Here is a 19,191-nt window from a genome sequence, read left to right as displayed (position 1 = left end):
AGTATGAGGGTGTTTAGTTAAAACACCCAGATTGACGCTTTTTAAAGCATCACGTAGTTAATGCGGCATCGATCGCCAATTTTGTAGGTGCTGCTGTCAGCAGCCTGAATCATGATGGTTTTGCCAGAAAGACGTGCTGCGAGTAACGTGCTGTAAACCAGTTGTTTATTGTCAGACGTGTGAGGCAGGTAAAAACCACCAGGGCAAATACTTGGATTGTTTTTCAAACTAACCCAGACACCATAAGTATTTGAACCGGATACCCAGGTTCTCATGTTGGCGATTTCACCACTGTGATTCGTTACACTGGCTGTGGTGTTAAATGTCATGATGGCTAGAGCTAGTATTGTTGCTTTTTTTAACATGGTTAGTCCTTTTTTGGGTAAAAGGTAATTGTACCTTTTATTGGAGGTTAGCAATAGAAGTATGTTCTATTTCATTTGGTGTGGTGCAATCAAGTTACTGTATTTTAAAGAGGTTTGAGCTTTTATGAGCGTTACTTAAATTTGCGTTCCTTGCCGCTATCATCGCCACATCAACTCATGCATTAATAGCGCTTTGATTGCTTTTACAGATACGCTTGTCATCACAGAACAGTGGTGTTAACTGATGACAAGCTGGTGATGTCGGACTAAATCTGCAACATGCCTTGGTGATTATGGAGCGGGTGAATTGCTGTGTTGAACTGGGAGTTTTTCAGTGGAGGCTTGAGCTGTGCCATACCAGTTCACATGTCGGGTCGCGAGCATGATCGTGGCGAGTACCGTAAAGCACAACAGGCTACCTAGCAGCAGTGCATAATGTTCAGCGCTTAACATGGCATAAAGCATGGCATACAGCGCACTCAGCGCAATGAGGTAACAGGCACTGAGCTTCGCGCTTTGCAGTATACCCCAAATGTAGCTTACCAGTAGCAGGATGGCTGCAAGTGCTGATAGGGCATAGGCCCAGCCAAAGCCCAGATGCTCACTCAGAGAAATCAGTAATAGATAAAATACCGCTAATGATAGCCCGACAAACCCGTATTGTACCGGGTGGATGGCTTTGGTCTTACTGAGCTCCAATAGAAAGAAACTCGATATCACTAAAATAATCACCAACAGAGCATAGTTTGTGGCACGGTGGCTTTTCAGGTAATGATCAACCGGCTCCACGAGGCGCACGCCCATATTGCGTGATTCTAACTGCGCACACTGATGCTTAAAAATACAACGCGAAAATAGCTCTTTCATATTGGTGGCAAAATAGCTGGTTTGCCAGCTGGCGTTAAAGTGCGTTGCAGTGATTTCAGAGTGAACTGGCAGGTACTCTCCTTGAAAACTGGGGTGTGGCCAGTTGGCTTCTAATGAGATCTCAGTACGTGCGCCTAATGGGGCGATCGACAGTGAAGTCATCCCCTGCAAATCGAATTGAATATCAAACTCCAGGTCTTTATCGCGCAATGCTGAGATGGGCAGCGTAATGTGCACGCCTTCTTCGATAGCACTTAACGTGGTGCCGGGGTGCAACGTATATGTCTGTCTATTGAGTGAGATTTGGGTGTTGAGGCCAATCCCCCGGATATCGCTAACCCCTAACACTAAGGCTACTCGGGTGGGTGTAAGATCGGCTAGATCGTCCAGCTGTTTGGGATCAAAGTGGCCAGTAAGTGTTAAATCTGCACGATAAAGCTGTGCCTTGTATATGCTGCGATACTTCTCGAATGTGTCGAGGGTCCCCTGTACTGTCAATTGTTCGGGAAGTAAGGTACGTTGGTGCTTTATGCGTGTCTGTACGCCATCGAGTTCAGTTGAGGTTTCATATTCAGCGTAAATAAAGGGGGCAATCAGAGCTTGGGTGCCACTGGTGCTGCGGGCAATTTCCTGTTGTACAGTGTGCTCAGAGGCAGAACGTTCGTCGATCAAGTCTGTGATCATGGCGATGGGGATCATCAGCAATAAAATAATTGCAGCGATGATGGCTAATTTGATCCCTGTTTTTTCGGTAATTGGCTGTGTCATAAGTTTCTCGGTTAGGCCTGATGTACTAACAGGTTAACCGAGATGATTGGCGTTAGAGTGGGGGGGATGTGGAGACTCTATGGAGTTTTAATGGTGAGTGTGGCCTCCACACCCTGTGCGCGATTGTTGATGGTCAGCTCACCATGATGCAGTCTGGCAACTCGCTCCACAAAATTGAGACCAAGTCCCGTGCTTTTTGCGCCATTGGCACGAGGCAGGGAGTAAAATCGCTCACATAATCTGGGCAATGCATAGTCGGGGATTGCGGGGCCAGTGTTATAAATGCTGAACGAACATGTGTTGCCGGCAGAAGTGACGGACAGGCATATCTCTCCATGTAAGGGGACAAAATCCAGGGCATTTTCCAGCAGATTAAGGATAGCTTGTTGTAACAGGAAGGGGTCGCCGCTGATCACTTGTCTGTGATCTTGTGTCAGTGTGAAGGTGACCGATTTTTGCAGCACCCGATGAGTCAGTATTTGTTCGCACTGGTTAAGCAGCGATGCAATTGATACGGATTGTCGGGTGTTCAAAGTGGGCAGTTGCTCCAGTTTGGCCAGCTCCAGAAGCCTGTCGATCAGCTGTTGCATTCGCTGGGTTTCGCGCTCGATATTGTGTGCAAACTGGTGGCGCTTATCATCACTCAACGGCATCTGTAATAGTTCGCTGGCCCCTTTGATACCGGACAATGGGCTTTTTAATTCATGTGTTAAGGTTTCAACATATTGCTCTATATAGACCTTACCATCGAGTTGATTACGCATTTGTTCCACTGCATCACTGAGTTGGCGATATTCGTAAAAGACTCTGAATTGGGGCTTTTCGGCTTGCTTGCCCAGGCCCATTTTTCTGGCATAGTCAGCGAGTTTACTTACTGCTGAGTTGATCCGCCAGGCGATAAGAGCACCGATAAGAAGTGCGAGCAAGCTCAGCAGAGCGAGCCATTTTACGATGCGCTGCTGGCTGTGTTCGATGAATGGCTGTACCGAGCGATTTGCTTTAGCAACGGTGAGACTGCCTATGATCTGATCCTGGTAAATCACCGGGGCAGCAATATGCATAACCGTTGACAGAGGATCATCGGGATCGGTTGCACTGGAGCGGGCGCCGTATTCTCCGCGCAAAGTCAGGTATACGTCGTTCCATTGCGAAAAGTCTGTGCCGACATCTTGCTGCCAGGAATCAGCCACCACAATACCGCGATGATCCGTGAGGTAAATGCGATGTGACATAGTGGTCTTTTCCACTCCCCAAATCGCCGCATCGACTTCTCGCTGTCCGTATATCTTCATCAGTTCAACTAAGCGACTGTTACTGGTGGTGCCCTGAGCCAGATCTTCTGCGACAACAACCGCGAGTAGATTGGCCATATCGATCAGGGTTTCTTCGGTTGCCTGACGTATGGCTGGCTTAATCTCTCTGAGCATTGTATTGCTAATCACATAAGTCGTTAGCAGGACTAAGATCAGATAGAGCATGAAAAATCTCAGCCCCAGAGGGATACGTGGCCAGTGTCGAGCCTTCACGCTGGATCCTCGAAGTAGTAGCCAAATCCTCGCTTGGTTTTTAATGGCGCAGCACAGTCATAACGCTTCATTTTACGCCTAATCGTTTTGATATGACTGTCGATGTTACGCTCATAACCACAGTCAGCCGGCGCTTGTGTTGCATCCAGCAGCTGAGTTCTACTCAGAACACGAGGTGCCTGGGTGATTAGCGCCTCAAGCAGCTTGAATTCCAATGCTGTCAGGCCAAGTGCCGATCCTTTGTAGTAATAATCAAAGTTTCTGGCTTGCCACTTTGGTACTTGCTCCGTCGCCATATTTGTCACAGGTGGATGCAGTTTTTTAAGTCTGAGCTTGACCCGGGCGAGCATTTCTCTGGGGCTAAAGGGTTTAGTGACATAATCGTCCGCGCCAATTTCTAATCCAACCACCCGGTCAATTTCATCACTGCGTGCCGTAAGAAAGATAATCGGAATAGCGGAAAACTGACGCAGCTGTTTACACACGTCAAAGCCGTTTCCATCTGGCAGGCCAACATCCAGGATCAACAGCTCGGCAGGGTGTTGCTGTAAGTACTCATAGCCAGCCCCGGCGGTTGTAAACCAGTGTACTTCAAACCCGTCCATTTCAAGAATGTGGACCAACGTATCAGCAATGGCAGGCTCGTCTTCAATTATTACTATCGTCATATATTAAAATTCAGTTTGCTCAGCGCGTCGGGCTAACATATTACCTGCAAAGCAAAACTCGGTAAAATCGGGGAAAGTCATTGCGCATTCAGTTTCGCTTTTATACTATGCGCCGCGCTTACTACAGTGGTGAGCAATACTGCTTTACTATATGGAAATAAAGGTTTTTTATGAAAAAGCTATTCACACTTGCGGCACTTGCCGTCATCACCGCCACATCAGCCCACGCTACTGAGACTAAACAATGGTTTAACAGTGCTACTTATACCGATCAGGACCGTACGTATGATAATGATGCGTTGATGATAAGCAGCCGTTATTTCTTTGCTCCGCAGCAAAGTTCAGGTGTTTGGGACGATTATGGCTACCTGGATACCGACAGCAATGTTGGCCTGAGTTACTACAATGATGAGTACATGAACCGCTTTTCTTTTGCAGGTGAGGGATATTTTAGCAAAGAAGTATTCGTGGTTGGTCGAGTCAGTGACCTCGGTGAAATTGACGATCATTACACTTACGGGATCGGGTATCTGTATAACGACAAGCTGAAGCTGAGTGTTCGCCGCAATGAGTCTGATCTGGGGGCTGACAGCACCTGGTTAAAAGCCGAGTACAATCATCAGCTCAATGACACCGACTATTTAGGTGTAACTATAGATACAGATGATGAGATGGACAATTACACGGTATCTGGCCGTTATTTTATGCATCTGGATGCCGAGCGTTATATCAGCGTGGATATATCCCATCATGAGGTCGATTTAAGATACACCGATGAGTCGTATACCAATGCTTTGGTGAACTATTACTTTAACCGTAATATTGCTGTGGGCGTAGGCTCTTATGACTCTGATTTAGCACTGGAAGGTAAGTACTTCTTTAATGACAGCTACTACCTAAGAGCTGAATATATAGATCGTGATGCGGGTGAAGAAACCAGCTTGCAGTTTGTGGCGCAATTTTAAGGCCCACGCATAAAACAGGGTTGCAGCGGCCTGCAACCCTGTTAAATAATCACGCTTCGTCTGGTTTAAAGGCTAACAGGTCGCCGGGCTGACAGTCTAAATATCGACAGATCTGTGCCAGTGTTTCAAAGCGTACCCCCTTCACCTTACCGCGTTTGAGCAAAGACAAATTTGCTTCGGTGATCCCTATGGCTTTGGCCAGTTCTTTGGATGACACTTTGCGCATTGCCATCACCACATCTAAGTTTACAACAATCTCCATAGCTTAAATGAACTCCTTGTTTTCATCTTCGATTTCTTTTGCTGCTTTAAGCAGGTAGGCCACCACAGCGAAGAGTCCGAGCGTCGTGAGCTCACCAAAAGGGATTTTCAGCACCACCTGATTTGAGTGGTAGAGCGTGTGATACCAGTAATCCAGAAAAAAATTCAGGCCACACGAATAGAGGACCAATGCAATTTTTGTCCAGATAAATCCCTGATAGCAGGTGTAGCAGTGATTATGAAAAAACTGTCCGCCACTAAAGAGTTTTAATAGCCTGATTATCCAGTACACACTGAGTAGCATCCCAGCCAGCAAGGGGAGAGTGAGACTAAACAACATGCCGTGACTGACTTGCCCACTTTCCCACAATAAATTGAATGACTCGCTTTCGATATACCGTACCTGACCATTGATGATCAGGTGATAAATAAGAAACGAAAATACCAAGCCACTGATACCCAACACCACAGCGCGGAAGGTGCCGCACCAGCGCTGAATTTTGTCTGTCGATTTGACCATAAAGATCCCATGTTTCTATGTTGTTCTTGATAAGAATCATATCACACAGAAACTATTTTCTGAAAAAAGAAAATAAATTATCGTTTTACAATAATAAAAATCCGTGTAATGATATTTTCAACAAAGAGAAGGAGTGACATGATGAAAAATAAATGCACAGTAACCAGATTAGCGTTGAGTGTTGCACTGAGTACCGTACTGGGTACTACGGCTGTGTTGTCAGGCTGTACGCTGAGCGACAAGCAGCCAGTGAGTGAGGCAGAGTCGGTTCAGCATGTTTCGGCATTTGTGGATGTGGAGAGTTTATTCAGCACCAGTGAGAAAAAGTCGATTGCGATGTCAAAGGATGGCCAGTGGATCGCATTTCTGAAAATGCACAACGGCGCACATAATCTATTTGTGGTGGCTGCCGATAAGCCTGATGCGAAACCTGTACCTGTGACTAACCTCATCGATTCGGTTGACAGTTTTATCTGGTCCGCCAATCGCAACGAGATCTTGTTTTCTAAGGATCATCAGGGCAATGAAAATAGCCAGGTTTATAAACTAGCGCTGAACAGCACAGATCTGACAGCCAGCACTATGATGAGACTCACGCATAATGATGAGGTCGATTACATGCTGTTGGGACAGTCTGAGCAGGATGCAAATATTTTGGCTGTCGCCGCCAATCACGTAACACCTGAGCGCATTGATTACTTTCACCTGACGGTGGATAAGGGCGAACTGACACAAACTCAGACTAACAGCGTGAGTCTGTTTGAGACACAGCTGAATAAATCGGGTCAGGTGGCACTGGGTTTGGCGCTCAACGCTGATAATTCCAGAAGCATGTACACATTCACAGACGGGCGTTGGCTCAAGGTGATGACCACAGAACCGGGAGAGATCCTGGAGATCATCAGCTTTGATGAGCAAACCAATACCGCTTTTATTGCAGGCAGCATTGAAGGACGCGATAAACAGGAACTGATTAAAGTGGATTTAGCGACTAAGTCGACAGAGACGGTTCACCTTGACCCCCAGCAAAGCTCTGATCTGCACCACGTTGTGTTCGATGAGCAAGGGCAACCACTGATAGTATCTTATTATGGCGGTAAGCTGCGCAATTACCCACTGACCGATAGTGCGGCTAAAGCGTTACAACAAATACAGAGCCGCTTTTCACAAGATATTGAATTAAAAGTAGATAAAATAAACCATAAGGAAGATCAGTGGTTACTGACGGTGTCTTTTGCTGACCGCCCGGATCAAAAATATGCGTATTATCCGACTCAGGATAAGCTGACAGGTCTGTTGAATGAGGCTCCAGGGTTTGATCCTGAGTTGCTGGGAGATCGAAAGTCTATTACTTATACGGCATCAGATGGTGTTGAAATCCAGGCATATCTGACTTTACCTAAGAACTTGAAGAAAAATCTCCCTACCATAGTGTTGCCACATGGCGGTCCCTGGGCGCGAGATCAGTGGGGCTACAGCAGCGGTTATTTCGTCCCTGTGGCGCATTATTTTGCTAACCGCGGCTATGCCGTGCTGCAACCTAACTTCCGTGGTTCATTGGGATTCGGTAAGCGCTTTATTCAGCTGGGCGAGAAAAACTGGGGCACAGGTACTATGCAGCATGACTTAACGGATGGCGTAAATTACCTGATAGAGCAGGGCATTGCTGATAAACAGCGTGTGGGTATTATGGGAGCTTCCTACGGCGGGTATGCCGCACTCGCTGGTGCGACATTTACACCAGACGTATACAAAGCCGTGATTTCTTATGTTGGTCCATCCAGCCTGGTGACTTTGATGGAGTCTTTCCCGGCACACTACCGCCCTTATCTGGGGACCTGGTATGTCTCAGTCGGAGATCCTGAGATTGCAAAAGACAGAGCTGATATGGAATCACGCTCACCGATTAACTTTGTTGACCAAATCAAAGCGCCTTTGATGCTGGTCCAGGGGGCAAATGACCCACGTGTGACACAGGTTGAGTCGGATAATATTGCCAGAGCGCTGGCCGCCAAAAATCACCCCCTCGAATATATTCTGGCAAAAGACGAAGGGCATGGGTTTATGAAGCAAAACAATAAACTGGCCTCTATCGTGGCAATGGAGCGCTTTTTTGCTAAACACTTGGGTGGCGGCACCTCTAACACGGTTAATCCAGCCATCAGCGCACATTTGGATACTTTGCGTGTCGATGTCAATCAGTTATAACACCGGTTAAACATGCTTTATTAAACTAAAGCAGGGCGATGATACCATCGCCCTGCTTTTTGTGTTTGTGTCAGTACTGAGGCATCAGAAGGAGATAGGGTCTTCAGACATAACGGATAGCAGAAATGGTGTATAGCCCATGATGCCGATGAGCATAAGGAGTGTGAGTACACATAAGGTGACACTGGTTGCTAACTTTACCTGTGCATTGCGATTTTGCTGTGCATAGAAGTAGAGCTTGGCTGTCAGTAGCGGGATTAAAAAGCAGCCAAAGGTCCACATAGGGAAGAAGGGGTCGCCAAATGCGGGATTAAGATCCAGGGTGGTACCGGTGACCAGATAGCTGAACACGCCCACTCTCAGGAACCACTGCGCATTTGACACAAGAAACAAATAGATAGCCCATTTTCTGTGGCTCGCGATGTCTTTTTTAATTGCGCTGCGTACCGTTAAATAAGAGAACAGTAGGATCAAAGAACCATTGATGCTGGTGCCTATATCGCCAAGTTCGATCGGGCTGGCGTCTCTGAACCACACCAGGTAATACCCTGAGAAAGCCAACAGAATGACGGTAAGCAGATAGACGTAGCCATTGATTTTATGAAAAGTGGGGAAGCGGTTGCGCATTTTAGGAATAAGTTGAAATACGCCACCGAAGGCAACGATGCCTGCGCCGATTGTGTGCGCTGCAAATGCCAGGTTACCGGCAAAGTCACCCACATGATAAGGGGTTGCACCCATGACCTCCCAGCGGTTCCAGATTTCCATGTTGTCATTGATCACAGAAAATCCGTAGAACTTAATGATGTAATAAAAGAAAAACCATTGCCCGAGTAACACAGAAATAAACCAGAATATGGCAGTGTAACTGAGCGTCTTGCCAGCAGTGCGCGTTGATATACCTTTGCTCGATGTGGTTGCGCTTGCTTCTTGAATTGCTTCCGACCCGGAAGTCGTATTAAGTGTTTTGTCCATTGTGACGGCCTCGTAACTGTGAATATGCTTTCAAGTGTGCCGTGAAGAGGATGTTCAGTCGTTCGAATGGGCCTGCTCATACCAAATTGTTTGTATCAGATAAAAATAAGTATTTTTATCAATTGGTTGTGGTTCTTATAGGTGGATGTATTGGGGGGGCTTTTCGCTTTTGAGCTACTTTTTATATGCAGATTCAGATGTGCCCTAGTGGCGATTTAAAAAACCTATTGGTTGACCCCACTATATTAGAGTAACCAATAGGTTAATGGTGCTTATGTCAGCAATTTAGTTTTACAGCATGCGCTGAGGCGATACTAGAAACTGCGATAGGTTTCATGCCATAAATTATTAATGAATCTCAATTTAATGCTTCCGCCCACAGGTGGTGTGACGTTTGAGTGGCCTTTTAGTCTGAGGTTCCCATTTGCATGCTCAAGCGTAGTATTTGTATTGACGAAAAATAGCTCAACCTCTTTGTCGGGTGCATTTGCTCCTGTTAGGTTTGAAACTAGTACTCCGCGCTCATTGTTGACGGTATACAATGTACTGGCTGTAACGTCGGGGGCTGTGCTTTCGGGCAGTATTAATCTGGAGACTCGGTTTCCAAAATCAACATGTGGCATGATATCACCCGTCCAATAGCCACCATTGTTGCCCCATGCATTATCCGCAAACTGTGGATGGATAATATGGATGGATGGCGTATTTATTGTTTGATCAGATGTTGTGCTTAAACGATATTGATGCTTGTTGCCAGATATAAATGGTTTTAAAACATGGAGTGACCTGGGGCGTAAGATGTTGATTGCATATCTTGAAGGCCAACTTATGTTGCATTCAACATTGATCTGGCTACCACAGGAATCAAGTTTGATACCATCCCTGCCGGAGTTTTTTGAAGTAACATGAGCATTAATGTCGTTGCATGACCGCCACTCAAACCCATCTAAGCCTGCCTCGTCGCATATATCGCTATGGTTTTTAATCGTGTCGCATAAATTGTAGGAATAGCCATAGTGCAGGCTTTTCTTCACTCTGTTATTTTGTGTGATCACATTAAACGATTTGAGGCTACTTGCCGCGGTAAATTTAATCCCGGCAACTGCCGGACTTTGTTCCGTATAGCCAACGCCTGCGTGTTCAATGGTGTTGTTCTCGATAACAAAGTAATCGTTATCGAAGTGTGTGTCTGTTTCGATGGCAATTGCATCAAAGCGCGTCTGACCGATTCTATTGCCGGAGATAATACCGTTGTGTACATTTCCCTGCGCAGTTATGCCTTTAAAGACAGAGTGTGGCACTGTCATACCAATGCAAGAAAAATTGACGACGTTAGTAAACCCAATCGCATTCTCTGCTCCGACTCCTGAGCTTGTGTTACTTGCAATGGCACCACCGCCACAAATGTGGCAGTTTTCAATTGGGGCATGGGCTTCGCCAGCGAATCCAATGACATGTCCGTCAGCACCCGTGCCATTGTGTAATGAGTGCAGTAATGCGCCATTTTCAACAATCAAAGTGATATTGCTACGTCTTATGGTTACACCACCATGATTTGGCCAGTTAGCATCGATACGGTACTTCGCAGTACCCACGCTGGGTATGAGTATGGTGCCACCCGATTCTGGTAACGCGCTGGCTGCGGCGAGAATAGCATGACGATTCGCCAAAGCACTTTCTTCCTGATTGTCACCCTTCGCACCAAAGCATAGAATATTGGCAACACCATTGAGCTGTAACTCTGCGAATTTATTGTTTGTACAATTGTGATACTTACCCTTATCTTCGTTTTGCTGACTGCCTTGCCGAATAAGGTAATAGGCATGACCACCGTCACCGGCCTGGTAGTATCCTTTTGTAAAAACAGTGTCTCCGGCTTTGAGCGCAGTGCTTGCTCTCATCTCTGCGGTATTATCAAAGGAGAGTACATGCTCAGAAACGTCCGTTGTTTGCGCTGATGCGCTTTTAGAAAGCGTTGCCAGTCCGGCACTGCCTAAGGCCATGCCTGCTAAGCCGAATAGTTGCCTTCTGCTAATCTGGGGATTTCCTTTTTCACTCATATTACTTCTCAGTTTCGCTGTTATTAGATTTTAATTACCATTAATGCGACTTAATTGTGATAGTGACAATTAAGTCGCACCTGTATAGAGGTCGTGATATTTACTCTGTGCAGGTGGAGCTTGCTTTTTATTATTCTCTAAGTACATAGGCCCGACTAAGCAGAGCAAATATGCTGCTCTTAGGACACTCAGGCTGGTCTGGCTGGTACCACCTGAATGACAAGATAAAAAGAAAGTTAGCTCTCATATTACAGGCCTAGGTGTTTTTAAGACATAGATTCAGCACCTTGAGAGGAGGCGCTTGATTTGGCTTTTTTTCCGTTGAGTAGAATGCCTATCCAGGTATGCCTGACCAATAGCTGGTAACTAACCAAGCCAATTACTAGGGTGGCGGTCACGGAAATGATGAGCTTAAGCAACAATGGCAGCGTGGTATTGCTCAGTGGAAACTGGATGTACATGAGTACCGGTACATGGATGAGGTAAATCCAGTATGACGCGTCGGACATATACTTGTTCAGCTGACTGTATTGATTGAGCCATTTATATCCGGCGAGAAAGGCAACACCGGTCCAGCTAACGATGGCAACCGATTGTGCCAGCACGGTGTAGAGATTGATGTGCTCAGGTGTCATGTCTCCGGTATTCGCTGCCCGTATGATGGTCTCTATGGAGGGGGGAGGGTCCATCAGGTAAAAGTAAGGCAGTAATGACACACAAGCCAGTATCAGTAAAGGCGTAAAGTATCTGGCGTATTGTTCTACCCGGGTATGATGATGATAGAGCCCGGCACCGATCAAAAACAGGATGCCATAAAATCCGAAGGACCAGAGTTGCGGATACAGCTTATCGGGTGCCGGGAATGGCACCAGCTGTTGGTGCATGGCAAACGTGAGCAATAGCGGCAAAGCCACCCCTAAAAACAGGGGGCGGACGACAAAGGCGAGTATAGATTGATAGACATGAGTATATTTTTGTAATAACCAGATAATGCAGCAGAACTGGGTCAGGTTCCACAGAAACCACAAGTGCATGGTGGAGATGAGCGGTTCTTCGACGGACTGAAAAATGGTAAACAGGCCCGGCTTTTCATGAACTATCTCTGCGCCCCAGCCAAGTGCATGAATTAGTACCAGCATGGTCAGCGGAAAAAATATCACAAAGGGCAAAAAAACGCGTTTGAGGCGATTGCTGATAAAGGCATTACCACCACGTTTACTGATCAGCAATGCGGCGCAAAACCCTGCGATGGCAAAAAACAGCGGCATTCTGAATAGGTGTGACCAGATGGCAAAGTATTCGAAGGCGACATGGTTACTGGGATCGGCGGTAAACCAGATATTGGAAAAGTAAGGGCCATAGGCCAGCGCTGCATGGAACACCACGCCCAACAAAAGTGCCAGGCTGCGCAAGTTATCTATGTAGTGAAAACGAGGGGAAGTGTGCATAACGTTTATCCTTAAAGCTGCGACTGTGAACAGATTAGCATCAAACAGCCCGGGAGAATACTGATCTAGGGACACCGCGTGGCATAAAAAATATGCGCCAGGATGTTTCAAAATTGTCCGGATAGCTAAACTGGCATTTAGGCACCGTTATGCTTGCAAGATTGAAGTGTGCAGTGCCAGCACAGTCACCTGTTTCGTACTAAAGTTTAGGGGTCCGTTCGTAAAATTGAGATACCTGAGTATGCAACAACCCAAGCTGCAGCCATCCATCAACGGCTGCGATAGCTGTTTGATGTCATTGTGCCTAATTCTGGAGGGCCCCCTCGCATGACCGGTTATTTTATTCAGGCTTTTATTTATCTGGCTGCAGCGGTGGTGATGGTGCCACTGGCAAAACGCCTGGGGCTTGGCTCCGTATTGGGTTACCTGATAGCGGGTGTGCTGATTGGCCCTGTGGCAGGTATCGTCGGTAAAGAAACGGTGACAATACAGCATTTTGCTGAGTTCGGCGTGGTGATGATGTTGTTTTTGGTGGGGCTGGAGTTACACCCTCAGATGCTGTGGAAAATGCGTCACAGACTGCTTGGGCTCGGCGGCTTGCAGGTGATTACAAGTGCTCTTTTGCTTGCTTTTATAGCCTGGCTACTGGGTCAGCCACTTTCCATTGCGGTGGCAATTGGTCTGGTCTTTTCTTTGTCGTCGACAGCCATTGTGCTGCAAACATTGAATGAGAAAGGTCTGACGAAAACCGAGGGCGGGCAAAATGCGTTTTCTGTGTTACTGATGCAGGACATCGCTGTGATACCGATACTGGCATTTATCCCTGTTTTGGCCTTACCTGAGTTAATGAGTGCAGCGCAAGCGCTGCAAACCACAGCGGAACATCATGAAACATTGAGTCTGGTTGCAGGTTTGCCGACCTGGGCCTACGCGGGGGCTATTTTTGCCAGTATCGCCGGTGTGGTTGTGATAGGTCATTATCTGAGTCGTCCCTTGTTCCATTATGTTGCTAACTCCGGGTTACGGGAAATCTTTGTCGCAACCGCGTTGTTACTTGTGATTGGCATCGCGACTTTGATGAGTCTGGTTGGGCTGTCTCCCGCACTGGGGACTTTTCTGGCCGGCGTGGTGCTGGCGAACAGCGAATTCCGTCATGAGCTTGAATCAAATATAGAGCCTTTTAAAGGTCTGTTGCTGGGGCTTTTTTTCATTACGGTGGGGGCAGGGATCAATTTTGCCATACTCTCTGAGCACTTACTTTTGATCCTGAGCCTGACGCTGACCGTGATGCTGGTAAAAGCCGCAGTACTGTGGGGGCTCGCTATGGTGTTTAAAATCCACAATAGCGATCGCTGGTTGTTTGCGCTGAGTTTGTCTCAGGCCGGAGAATTTGGCTTTGTGCTGTTAAGCTACGCACTGCAAAACCATGTCATCCCACCCGAAACAGTGAGCTTGCTGCAGCTGGTTGTGGCGTTGTCTATGTTTTTGACACCGACCTTGTTTATTCTCTACGACAAAGTGATTTTACCCCGATATCAACATACGACCAATCAGCAGGGGTATGATGAGATTGATGAACACGGGCAGGTGATCATCGCGGGCATTGGTCGTTTTGGGCAAATTGTTAATCGTTTACTCATCGCCAATGGCGTTCACACGGTGGTGATGGACCTGGATGCAACTCAGGTGGAGTCAATGCGCCGCATTCAGGTTAAGGCCTACTTTGGCGATGCCACACGGCCTGAATTGCTGCATACCGCGGGTATTGAGCAAGCTGCCTTATTGGTTGTTGCCATTGACGACAGAGAAAATGCGAAGGCACTGGTGCAGGCGGTCAAGCTTAGCCACCCTGGAGTGACAGTGCTGGCCAGAGCATTTGACCGAGGCCATCACTACGAATTGAAACATGCTGGCGCGGATGTGATTGTCAGTGAAACGTACCATTCGGCGCTCGACCTGGGGGCACAGGCGCTTACCTGTCTGGGCTTTGCGTCAGAGATTGCGGCGCAGAAAAAACAGGCCTTCTGGGAAACCGAGCAGGCCGCATCAGAGCGGCTCTACGATACCTGGCAACATGGTAGTGATGGCCAGCAATACGACCATGATTTTCGTAAGCTCTTCATCCAGACTGAGGAGGCAATCAAAGCAGCCATGCAAGCCGGGCACACCAGTGGACAGAGCAGCGATAACGTCACGAAACAGGGCTAATGAGGATCACCGTATCAATGCTGGTGCAGACAGTGGCAGACCTGATATGCTACACGCTTTTAGCGACAACTGAGTACGAAACATGATTGACGATAAAGAATTGATCAGCACACTGGACGAATTGGAAGCGTTTTTACAGCTGGTGGAAAGTGGTGGGTTAGGTCTGAATAACGCAGCAGGTGTTGCGTTGGCGACGAATAATAGTAATGGCCGGCCATTTGTTGCTGTGCTGGATGATAATCATCAGTTGATCCTGGGTCGCTGGGTGACGCAAGAGGTGTTTGATAATGGTAAGGATCTTGTCCGTCAGGGGCCTAAGAAAGCGCACTAATCGTGTGCTGAACAGATGTATCGGGTCATTTTGATTTGTATACATCTGCCACCCTCTGGGCCCACAGTGGGAAACCCCTACACCGGCCAATGCTTTATGCGGATTGGTATAATAAAAAACAAAACTACAATAAAAACAGGAAAGTCAGATGCAGGTTCCTTGTGAAGAGCTAGCCAAAGTTGAACATCGGCTCAATAAGCAAAATGCGCTGGGTGCAGCGATTGCTGGTGGATTGTGGGTGTTTCCCATTTTATTTGCCTGGTTTGGTGCTTTTACATTAAACGCAGACTTAGGTCCCTTGATGCTGACCGTCAGTGGTGTGCTGGTCGGCTTAGTGATCCGGTTTCATGGTCGGGGCTATCAGAAAGTATTTGGTGTTATCGCCTTTGTACTGCATACCTGGTTGGTTTTTCTGGCCCTGGCATTGGAATTAATCGTCAGTAACGATACCTGGCTGATGGTATTGGGTATTTTATATGTCACTGGTGTTTGGTCCAGTGTGTACTTGGCGCGTAAAAAGGTACCATTTTCTGAGCACCGGGCCTTTTTTGAGCTCGCGGAAAAACAGCAGCATGCAAGTCGGAAAAAGCTGAAAAACCGTTGGTTCATTGTGTTACCCGTTTTACTGATTACCTCGCTGGCCACTGGCTTGATGGCAATATATGGTGTCACGACAGCGGAGCAGTTATTGATTGCACAGGAGCTAGACGAACAGCAACAACAGCGAGCACTGCGCGCTCAGAAAAACGAAATTGACGTCACACCTCAGGGTCTTAAAGCCCTCTCAACCAGACAAGCGTTGCATTATGCCTACGCCTATTTTAGCGGCTATCGGATAGATGAATATGGCAGAAATAAGGGCCAGTTTGTGCACTCTGAGTTCAAAGCGAAAACCATCCTGAGCCATTTGATGGAGCAAAGGGCTGAACCCCGTGCTTTGTTCATTCTCGGCATCATCAACGGGGGGAGTCAGGGAAGTCAGCAAATTGAGCAGGCGGCAGAGCTTGGTGATGACTATGCTAAGCTGTTTAAAACCATTGAGTTTGGTTGTCGCTATGATAAAAACCAGGCATTGATGCTAATTAATGGCTTGGCTCAGCTGACCGATGAGTCTCCCATCAGCGCAGAAATTGACAGCATTCGCAGCTACGGTTTTGAGCCCGTTTGCGCTGATCTTAATACGGGCAAATTTGAATACAGTTTTATTCGTGAGTATCAACCGAACAGCCGCTAAGATAAGCGGCTGTCTTCCAGATTGAAAAAGGCAACCTGATCGGTCAGCACCCGGGCCTGACTCTCCATGGTTTTGCCCGATTTTGACGTGGTTTCGACCAGGGAGACATTTTGTTGAGTAATGCCATCCATTTGTGCAATGGTAGAGCATACCGCGGCGATACCAGATGCTTGCTCTTTACTGGCATCGTCAATGTTCGAGACCATGTCACTGACTTGCGCAATTGACTGAGTCAACTCATCGAAAGTCGTGCCAGAATCATAAACCAACTTGCTGCCTTCGGTGACGGCGTCAACACTGTTTTTGATGAGCGCTTTAATTTCTTTGGCTGCGCTGGCACTGCGTTGTGCCAGGTTACGCACTTCACTGGCAACCACGGCAAACCCTCTGCCAGCTTCGCCCGCTCTGGCGGCCTCAACCGAGGCATTGAGTGCCAGCAGGTTAGTTTGAAAGGCAATTTCATCAATCACGCCAACGATGTCGGAGATTTTTCGGCTATAGCTTTCAATATTACCAACCGCATTGATGGCATCTTCAATGGTTTGTTTACCACTGAGTGCTTTTTCACGGACAACGGCTGCCCGTTCCGACGCTGTGGTTGCGCTGATCGCATTATTTTTCACCGTCGCTGTAAGTTGCTCCATTGTGGCGGCGGTTTCTTCCAAACTGGCTGCCTGACTTTCTACCCGGCTATTGAGCTCTTCATTATTGGAGGCGATTTGTCGGGCGATATCAAACACCTGAGCTGCCCCGTTATTGATGGTCTGCACCAGCTCGCTGAGCTTGTCGAACAGACCATTCATTGCCTGCGTCAGCACTGAGAAGTCCTCTCCCAGTTCAGCGGTGATCCGGTGGGTTAAATCGCCTTGCTCAAGTGCAAAAATGGCGTTTTTGATATGTTGCACAGCCTGCTTTTGCGCGGTGATGTCTGTGGCATATTTCACCACTTTGACTGGGCGGCCATGTTGATCCAGGATTGGGTTATAGGTTGCCTGGATCCAGATTTCCTGGCCATTTTTGGCTATCCGCATATACTGCCCCGAGTCAAATTCGCCACGATTGAGCTGTGCCCAGAATTGTTGATATTCGTTGCTCTGAGCCTGCTCCGGGGTGGCAAACATGCGATGATGCTGGCCTTTGACTTCGTCGAGTGTATAGCCCATTGTTGCTAAAAACAGGTCATTGGCCCACAGTATGGTGCCGTCCATTTCAAACTCAATGACCGCCTGAGATTTATGAATGGCCTGTACTTGCCCTTCCAGATCCGCTGTGATTTGCTTCTGATGAGTAATATCCATGGCGTATTTAACCACTTTCAGCGGGTTGCCCTCATCATCACGGATCAGGTTATAAGTTGCACTGATCCAGATAGGTTTAGCATGTTTGCCTAGTCGAAAAAATTCACCGGAATGGAAATGGCCATTCTTCAGATCTTGCCAAAACTGCTGATATTCCTCACTTTGAGCATATTTGGGCTCAACAAACAGCCTGTGGTGCTGACCGATGATTTCCTCTTTGCTATAACCCATGGCACTCAAAAAGTTGTCGTTGGCGTCTAAAATGGTCCCGTCTAAATTGAATTGGATCACCGCCTGAGAGCGATTGATTGCCTCGATTTGTCCTTGTGCCTCAAAGGCATTCAGTTTATCTGCGGTTATGTCAGAGGCGAACTTCATGATTTTCCAGAGCCGACCATTCTCGTCATACAAGGGGGTATAGTGCGCCTGGATCCAGACCGCTTCCCCGTGTTTGTTGACCCGTTTAAACTCGCCAGATTGAAGCTCACCTCGGCCTAAAGCCCGCCAGAATGCCGCATACTCATCACTGGCAGCTTCTTTTGTAGTGACAAACAGGCGATGGTGCTGACCCTGGATCTCTTCAAGCTGATAACCCATCACATCAAGAAAATTTTGATTGGCCGTTACTATCGTGCCATCGAGGGTAAACTCGATAACTGCCTGGGCATTGCGGATCCCGTCAATCTGACTGTTGAGATTGATTGTCATATGTTTTTGCTTAGAGATATCGCTGGCTAACAACAAGACTTTCGCTGTGCGTTGGTGTGGATCCGGCACCGGAACCAGTTTGGCATGCAGCCAGGCAAATGTTTGCTCCGAAGTTTGCCATTTTAGGTCACACTCAAGCGTCTGGCCTTCACAAAGCGCTTCCCAGCAAGCGGCATTGAGCTGTTCATTGACCACAAATTGCTGATAGTGCTGATTAACCAACTGCTGTCTTGTGGCATCCACCAGGGATAGGAAATGCTCGTTGGCATTCAATACCGTGCCTCGCAGGTCCAGCTCTGCCCAGGCTTGCGCGTTTGACAAGGCCTGTGTGGCTGAGGAGGCGTCCACCAAAGGTTGATACTGCGCTGTCACATCGTGGATCACGGCAAAGCTGTGTGATTCATCCAGCGGACACAATTGTACTGAGACGTGAAACTCTGTGCCCTCGACATTGTGCATGGTGCAGACTTGCGCGCTGCTATGTTGACGTTTTTGCAGCGCGTTATGTAACGTCTGGTAGTCGCTGTGATGATTGCACAGTGCTGACAATGTCTTGGGTGGGGCGCTGCTCGAAAATGCCAGTGCGGTATTAAAAGCCTCGCTGGTGGCGAGAATATTACCGTGTCGGTCGAGCTTTAGCCAAGGCAATGTTTGCGGTAGGGTGATTTGTGGTTCTGTTGTTTTTGTTCTTGAAAAGCCGAAGAGCGCCATATCACATCCTAGTATGTAGTGGATTATCTATACACACTATAGACAAGGAATAACAGGGCCCCCAAGTTTG

15 protein-coding genes are annotated in these 19,191 nt (G+C 47.4%); 5 read left to right on the top strand and 10 right to left on the bottom strand.

Annotated elements, in window-relative coordinates:
* Positions 1 to 41: 41 nt before the first annotated feature.
* The 4 genes from CWC22_RS15635 to CWC22_RS15620 all read right to left on the bottom strand — a co-directional run bounded on the left by CWC22_RS15635 (position 42) and on the right by CWC22_RS15620 (position 4,194).
* Positions 42 to 365: a hypothetical protein gene (locus CWC22_RS15635; RefSeq protein WP_125562919.1), complete on the bottom strand. Its 324-nt coding sequence runs from the start codon at positions 363 to 365 to the stop codon at positions 42 to 44.
* A gap of 291 nt (positions 366 to 656) precedes the next feature.
* A complete protein-coding gene (gene creD, locus CWC22_RS15630; protein ID WP_138538558.1) occupies positions 657 to 2,000 on the bottom strand; it encodes a cell envelope integrity protein CreD in 1,344 nt (447 codons plus the stop codon).
* Between the two features lie 77 nt (positions 2,001 to 2,077).
* A complete protein-coding gene (creC, locus tag CWC22_RS15625; protein WP_138538559.1) occupies positions 2,078 to 3,526 on the bottom strand; it encodes a two-component system sensor histidine kinase CreC in 1,449 nt (482 codons plus the stop codon).
* Positions 3,523 to 4,194, bottom strand: a complete 672-nt coding sequence (locus CWC22_RS15620; protein ID WP_125562913.1) for a response regulator — start codon at positions 4,192 to 4,194, stop codon at positions 3,523 to 3,525. The genes creC and CWC22_RS15620 overlap by 4 nt, the downstream gene beginning before the upstream one ends.
* Positions 4,195 to 4,364: 170 nt before the next feature.
* Between CWC22_RS15620 and CWC22_RS15615 the strand changes: the two genes are divergently transcribed.
* Positions 4,365 to 5,159: a putative porin gene (locus CWC22_RS15615; protein ID WP_138538560.1), complete on the top strand. Its 795-nt coding sequence runs from the start codon at positions 4,365 to 4,367 to the stop codon at positions 5,157 to 5,159.
* 49 nt (positions 5,160 to 5,208) lie between these two features.
* Here CWC22_RS15615 and CWC22_RS15610 read toward each other — a convergent pair whose 3' ends face one another.
* Positions 5,209 to 5,421, bottom strand: a complete 213-nt coding sequence (locus CWC22_RS15610) for a helix-turn-helix domain-containing protein (RefSeq protein ID WP_010384149.1) — start codon at positions 5,419 to 5,421, stop codon at positions 5,209 to 5,211.
* Between the two features lie 3 nt (positions 5,422 to 5,424).
* Positions 5,425 to 5,940, bottom strand: a complete 516-nt coding sequence (locus CWC22_RS15605) for a hypothetical protein (protein ID WP_125562909.1) — start codon at positions 5,938 to 5,940, stop codon at positions 5,425 to 5,427.
* A gap of 138 nt (positions 5,941 to 6,078) precedes the next feature.
* On the opposite strand from CWC22_RS15605, the gene CWC22_RS15600 reads away from it, so the two are divergent.
* Entirely contained in the window at positions 6,079 to 8,148 is a 2,070-nt protein-coding gene (locus CWC22_RS15600; protein WP_230090582.1) for an alpha/beta hydrolase family protein, read from the top strand.
* 84 nt (positions 8,149 to 8,232) lie between these two features.
* On the opposite strand, the gene CWC22_RS15595 is transcribed toward CWC22_RS15600, so the two are convergent.
* From CWC22_RS15595 to CWC22_RS15585, 3 genes are all read right to left on the bottom strand, one after another.
* Complete coding sequence (locus tag CWC22_RS15595) at positions 8,233 to 9,123, bottom strand: DUF2306 domain-containing protein (protein ID WP_138538561.1); 891 nt, start codon at positions 9,121 to 9,123, stop codon at positions 8,233 to 8,235.
* 314 nt (positions 9,124 to 9,437) lie between these two features.
* Complete coding sequence (locus CWC22_RS15590; protein WP_138538562.1) at positions 9,438 to 11,183, bottom strand: hypothetical protein; 1,746 nt, start codon at positions 11,181 to 11,183, stop codon at positions 9,438 to 9,440.
* Positions 11,184 to 11,449: 266 nt separating this feature from the next.
* On the bottom strand, positions 11,450 to 12,631 hold the full coding sequence (locus CWC22_RS15585; RefSeq protein WP_138538563.1) for an acyltransferase family protein: 1,182 nt from the start codon (positions 12,629 to 12,631) through the stop codon (positions 11,450 to 11,452).
* Between the two features lie 327 nt (positions 12,632 to 12,958).
* On the opposite strand from CWC22_RS15585, the gene CWC22_RS15580 reads away from it, so the two are divergent.
* The 3 genes from CWC22_RS15580 to CWC22_RS15570 all read left to right on the top strand — a co-directional run bounded on the left by CWC22_RS15580 (position 12,959) and on the right by CWC22_RS15570 (position 16,404).
* Positions 12,959 to 14,839: a monovalent cation:proton antiporter-2 (CPA2) family protein gene (locus CWC22_RS15580; protein ID WP_138538564.1), complete on the top strand. Its 1,881-nt coding sequence runs from the start codon at positions 12,959 to 12,961 to the stop codon at positions 14,837 to 14,839.
* Positions 14,840 to 14,921: 82 nt separating this feature from the next.
* Positions 14,922 to 15,170, top strand: a complete 249-nt coding sequence (locus tag CWC22_RS15575) for a hypothetical protein (protein ID WP_010384156.1) — start codon at positions 14,922 to 14,924, stop codon at positions 15,168 to 15,170.
* Positions 15,171 to 15,318: 148 nt separating this feature from the next.
* The gene (locus CWC22_RS15570; protein ID WP_138538565.1) at positions 15,319 to 16,404 is read left to right on the top strand and encodes a hypothetical protein; all 1,086 of its coding nucleotides are present in this window, start codon (positions 15,319 to 15,321) and stop codon (positions 16,402 to 16,404) included.
* On the opposite strand, the gene CWC22_RS15565 is transcribed toward CWC22_RS15570, so the two are convergent.
* Positions 16,401 to 19,121 carry a methyl-accepting chemotaxis protein gene (locus CWC22_RS15565; protein WP_138538566.1) on the bottom strand — a complete coding sequence of 907 codons (2,721 nt, stop codon included), beginning with the start codon at positions 19,119 to 19,121 and terminating at the stop codon, positions 16,401 to 16,403. The two genes, CWC22_RS15570 and CWC22_RS15565, sit on opposite strands and share 4 nt — an antisense overlap.
* Positions 19,122 to 19,191: the final 70 nt, after the last annotated feature.

This window comes from Pseudoalteromonas rubra, assembly GCF_005886805.2.
In the GTDB taxonomy this organism is placed as follows: Bacteria; Pseudomonadota; Gammaproteobacteria; order Enterobacterales; family Alteromonadaceae; genus Pseudoalteromonas; species Pseudoalteromonas rubra_D.
Note: the sequence above shows the minus strand (reverse complement) of the source record. Positions and strands in the feature narration are given on the sequence as shown.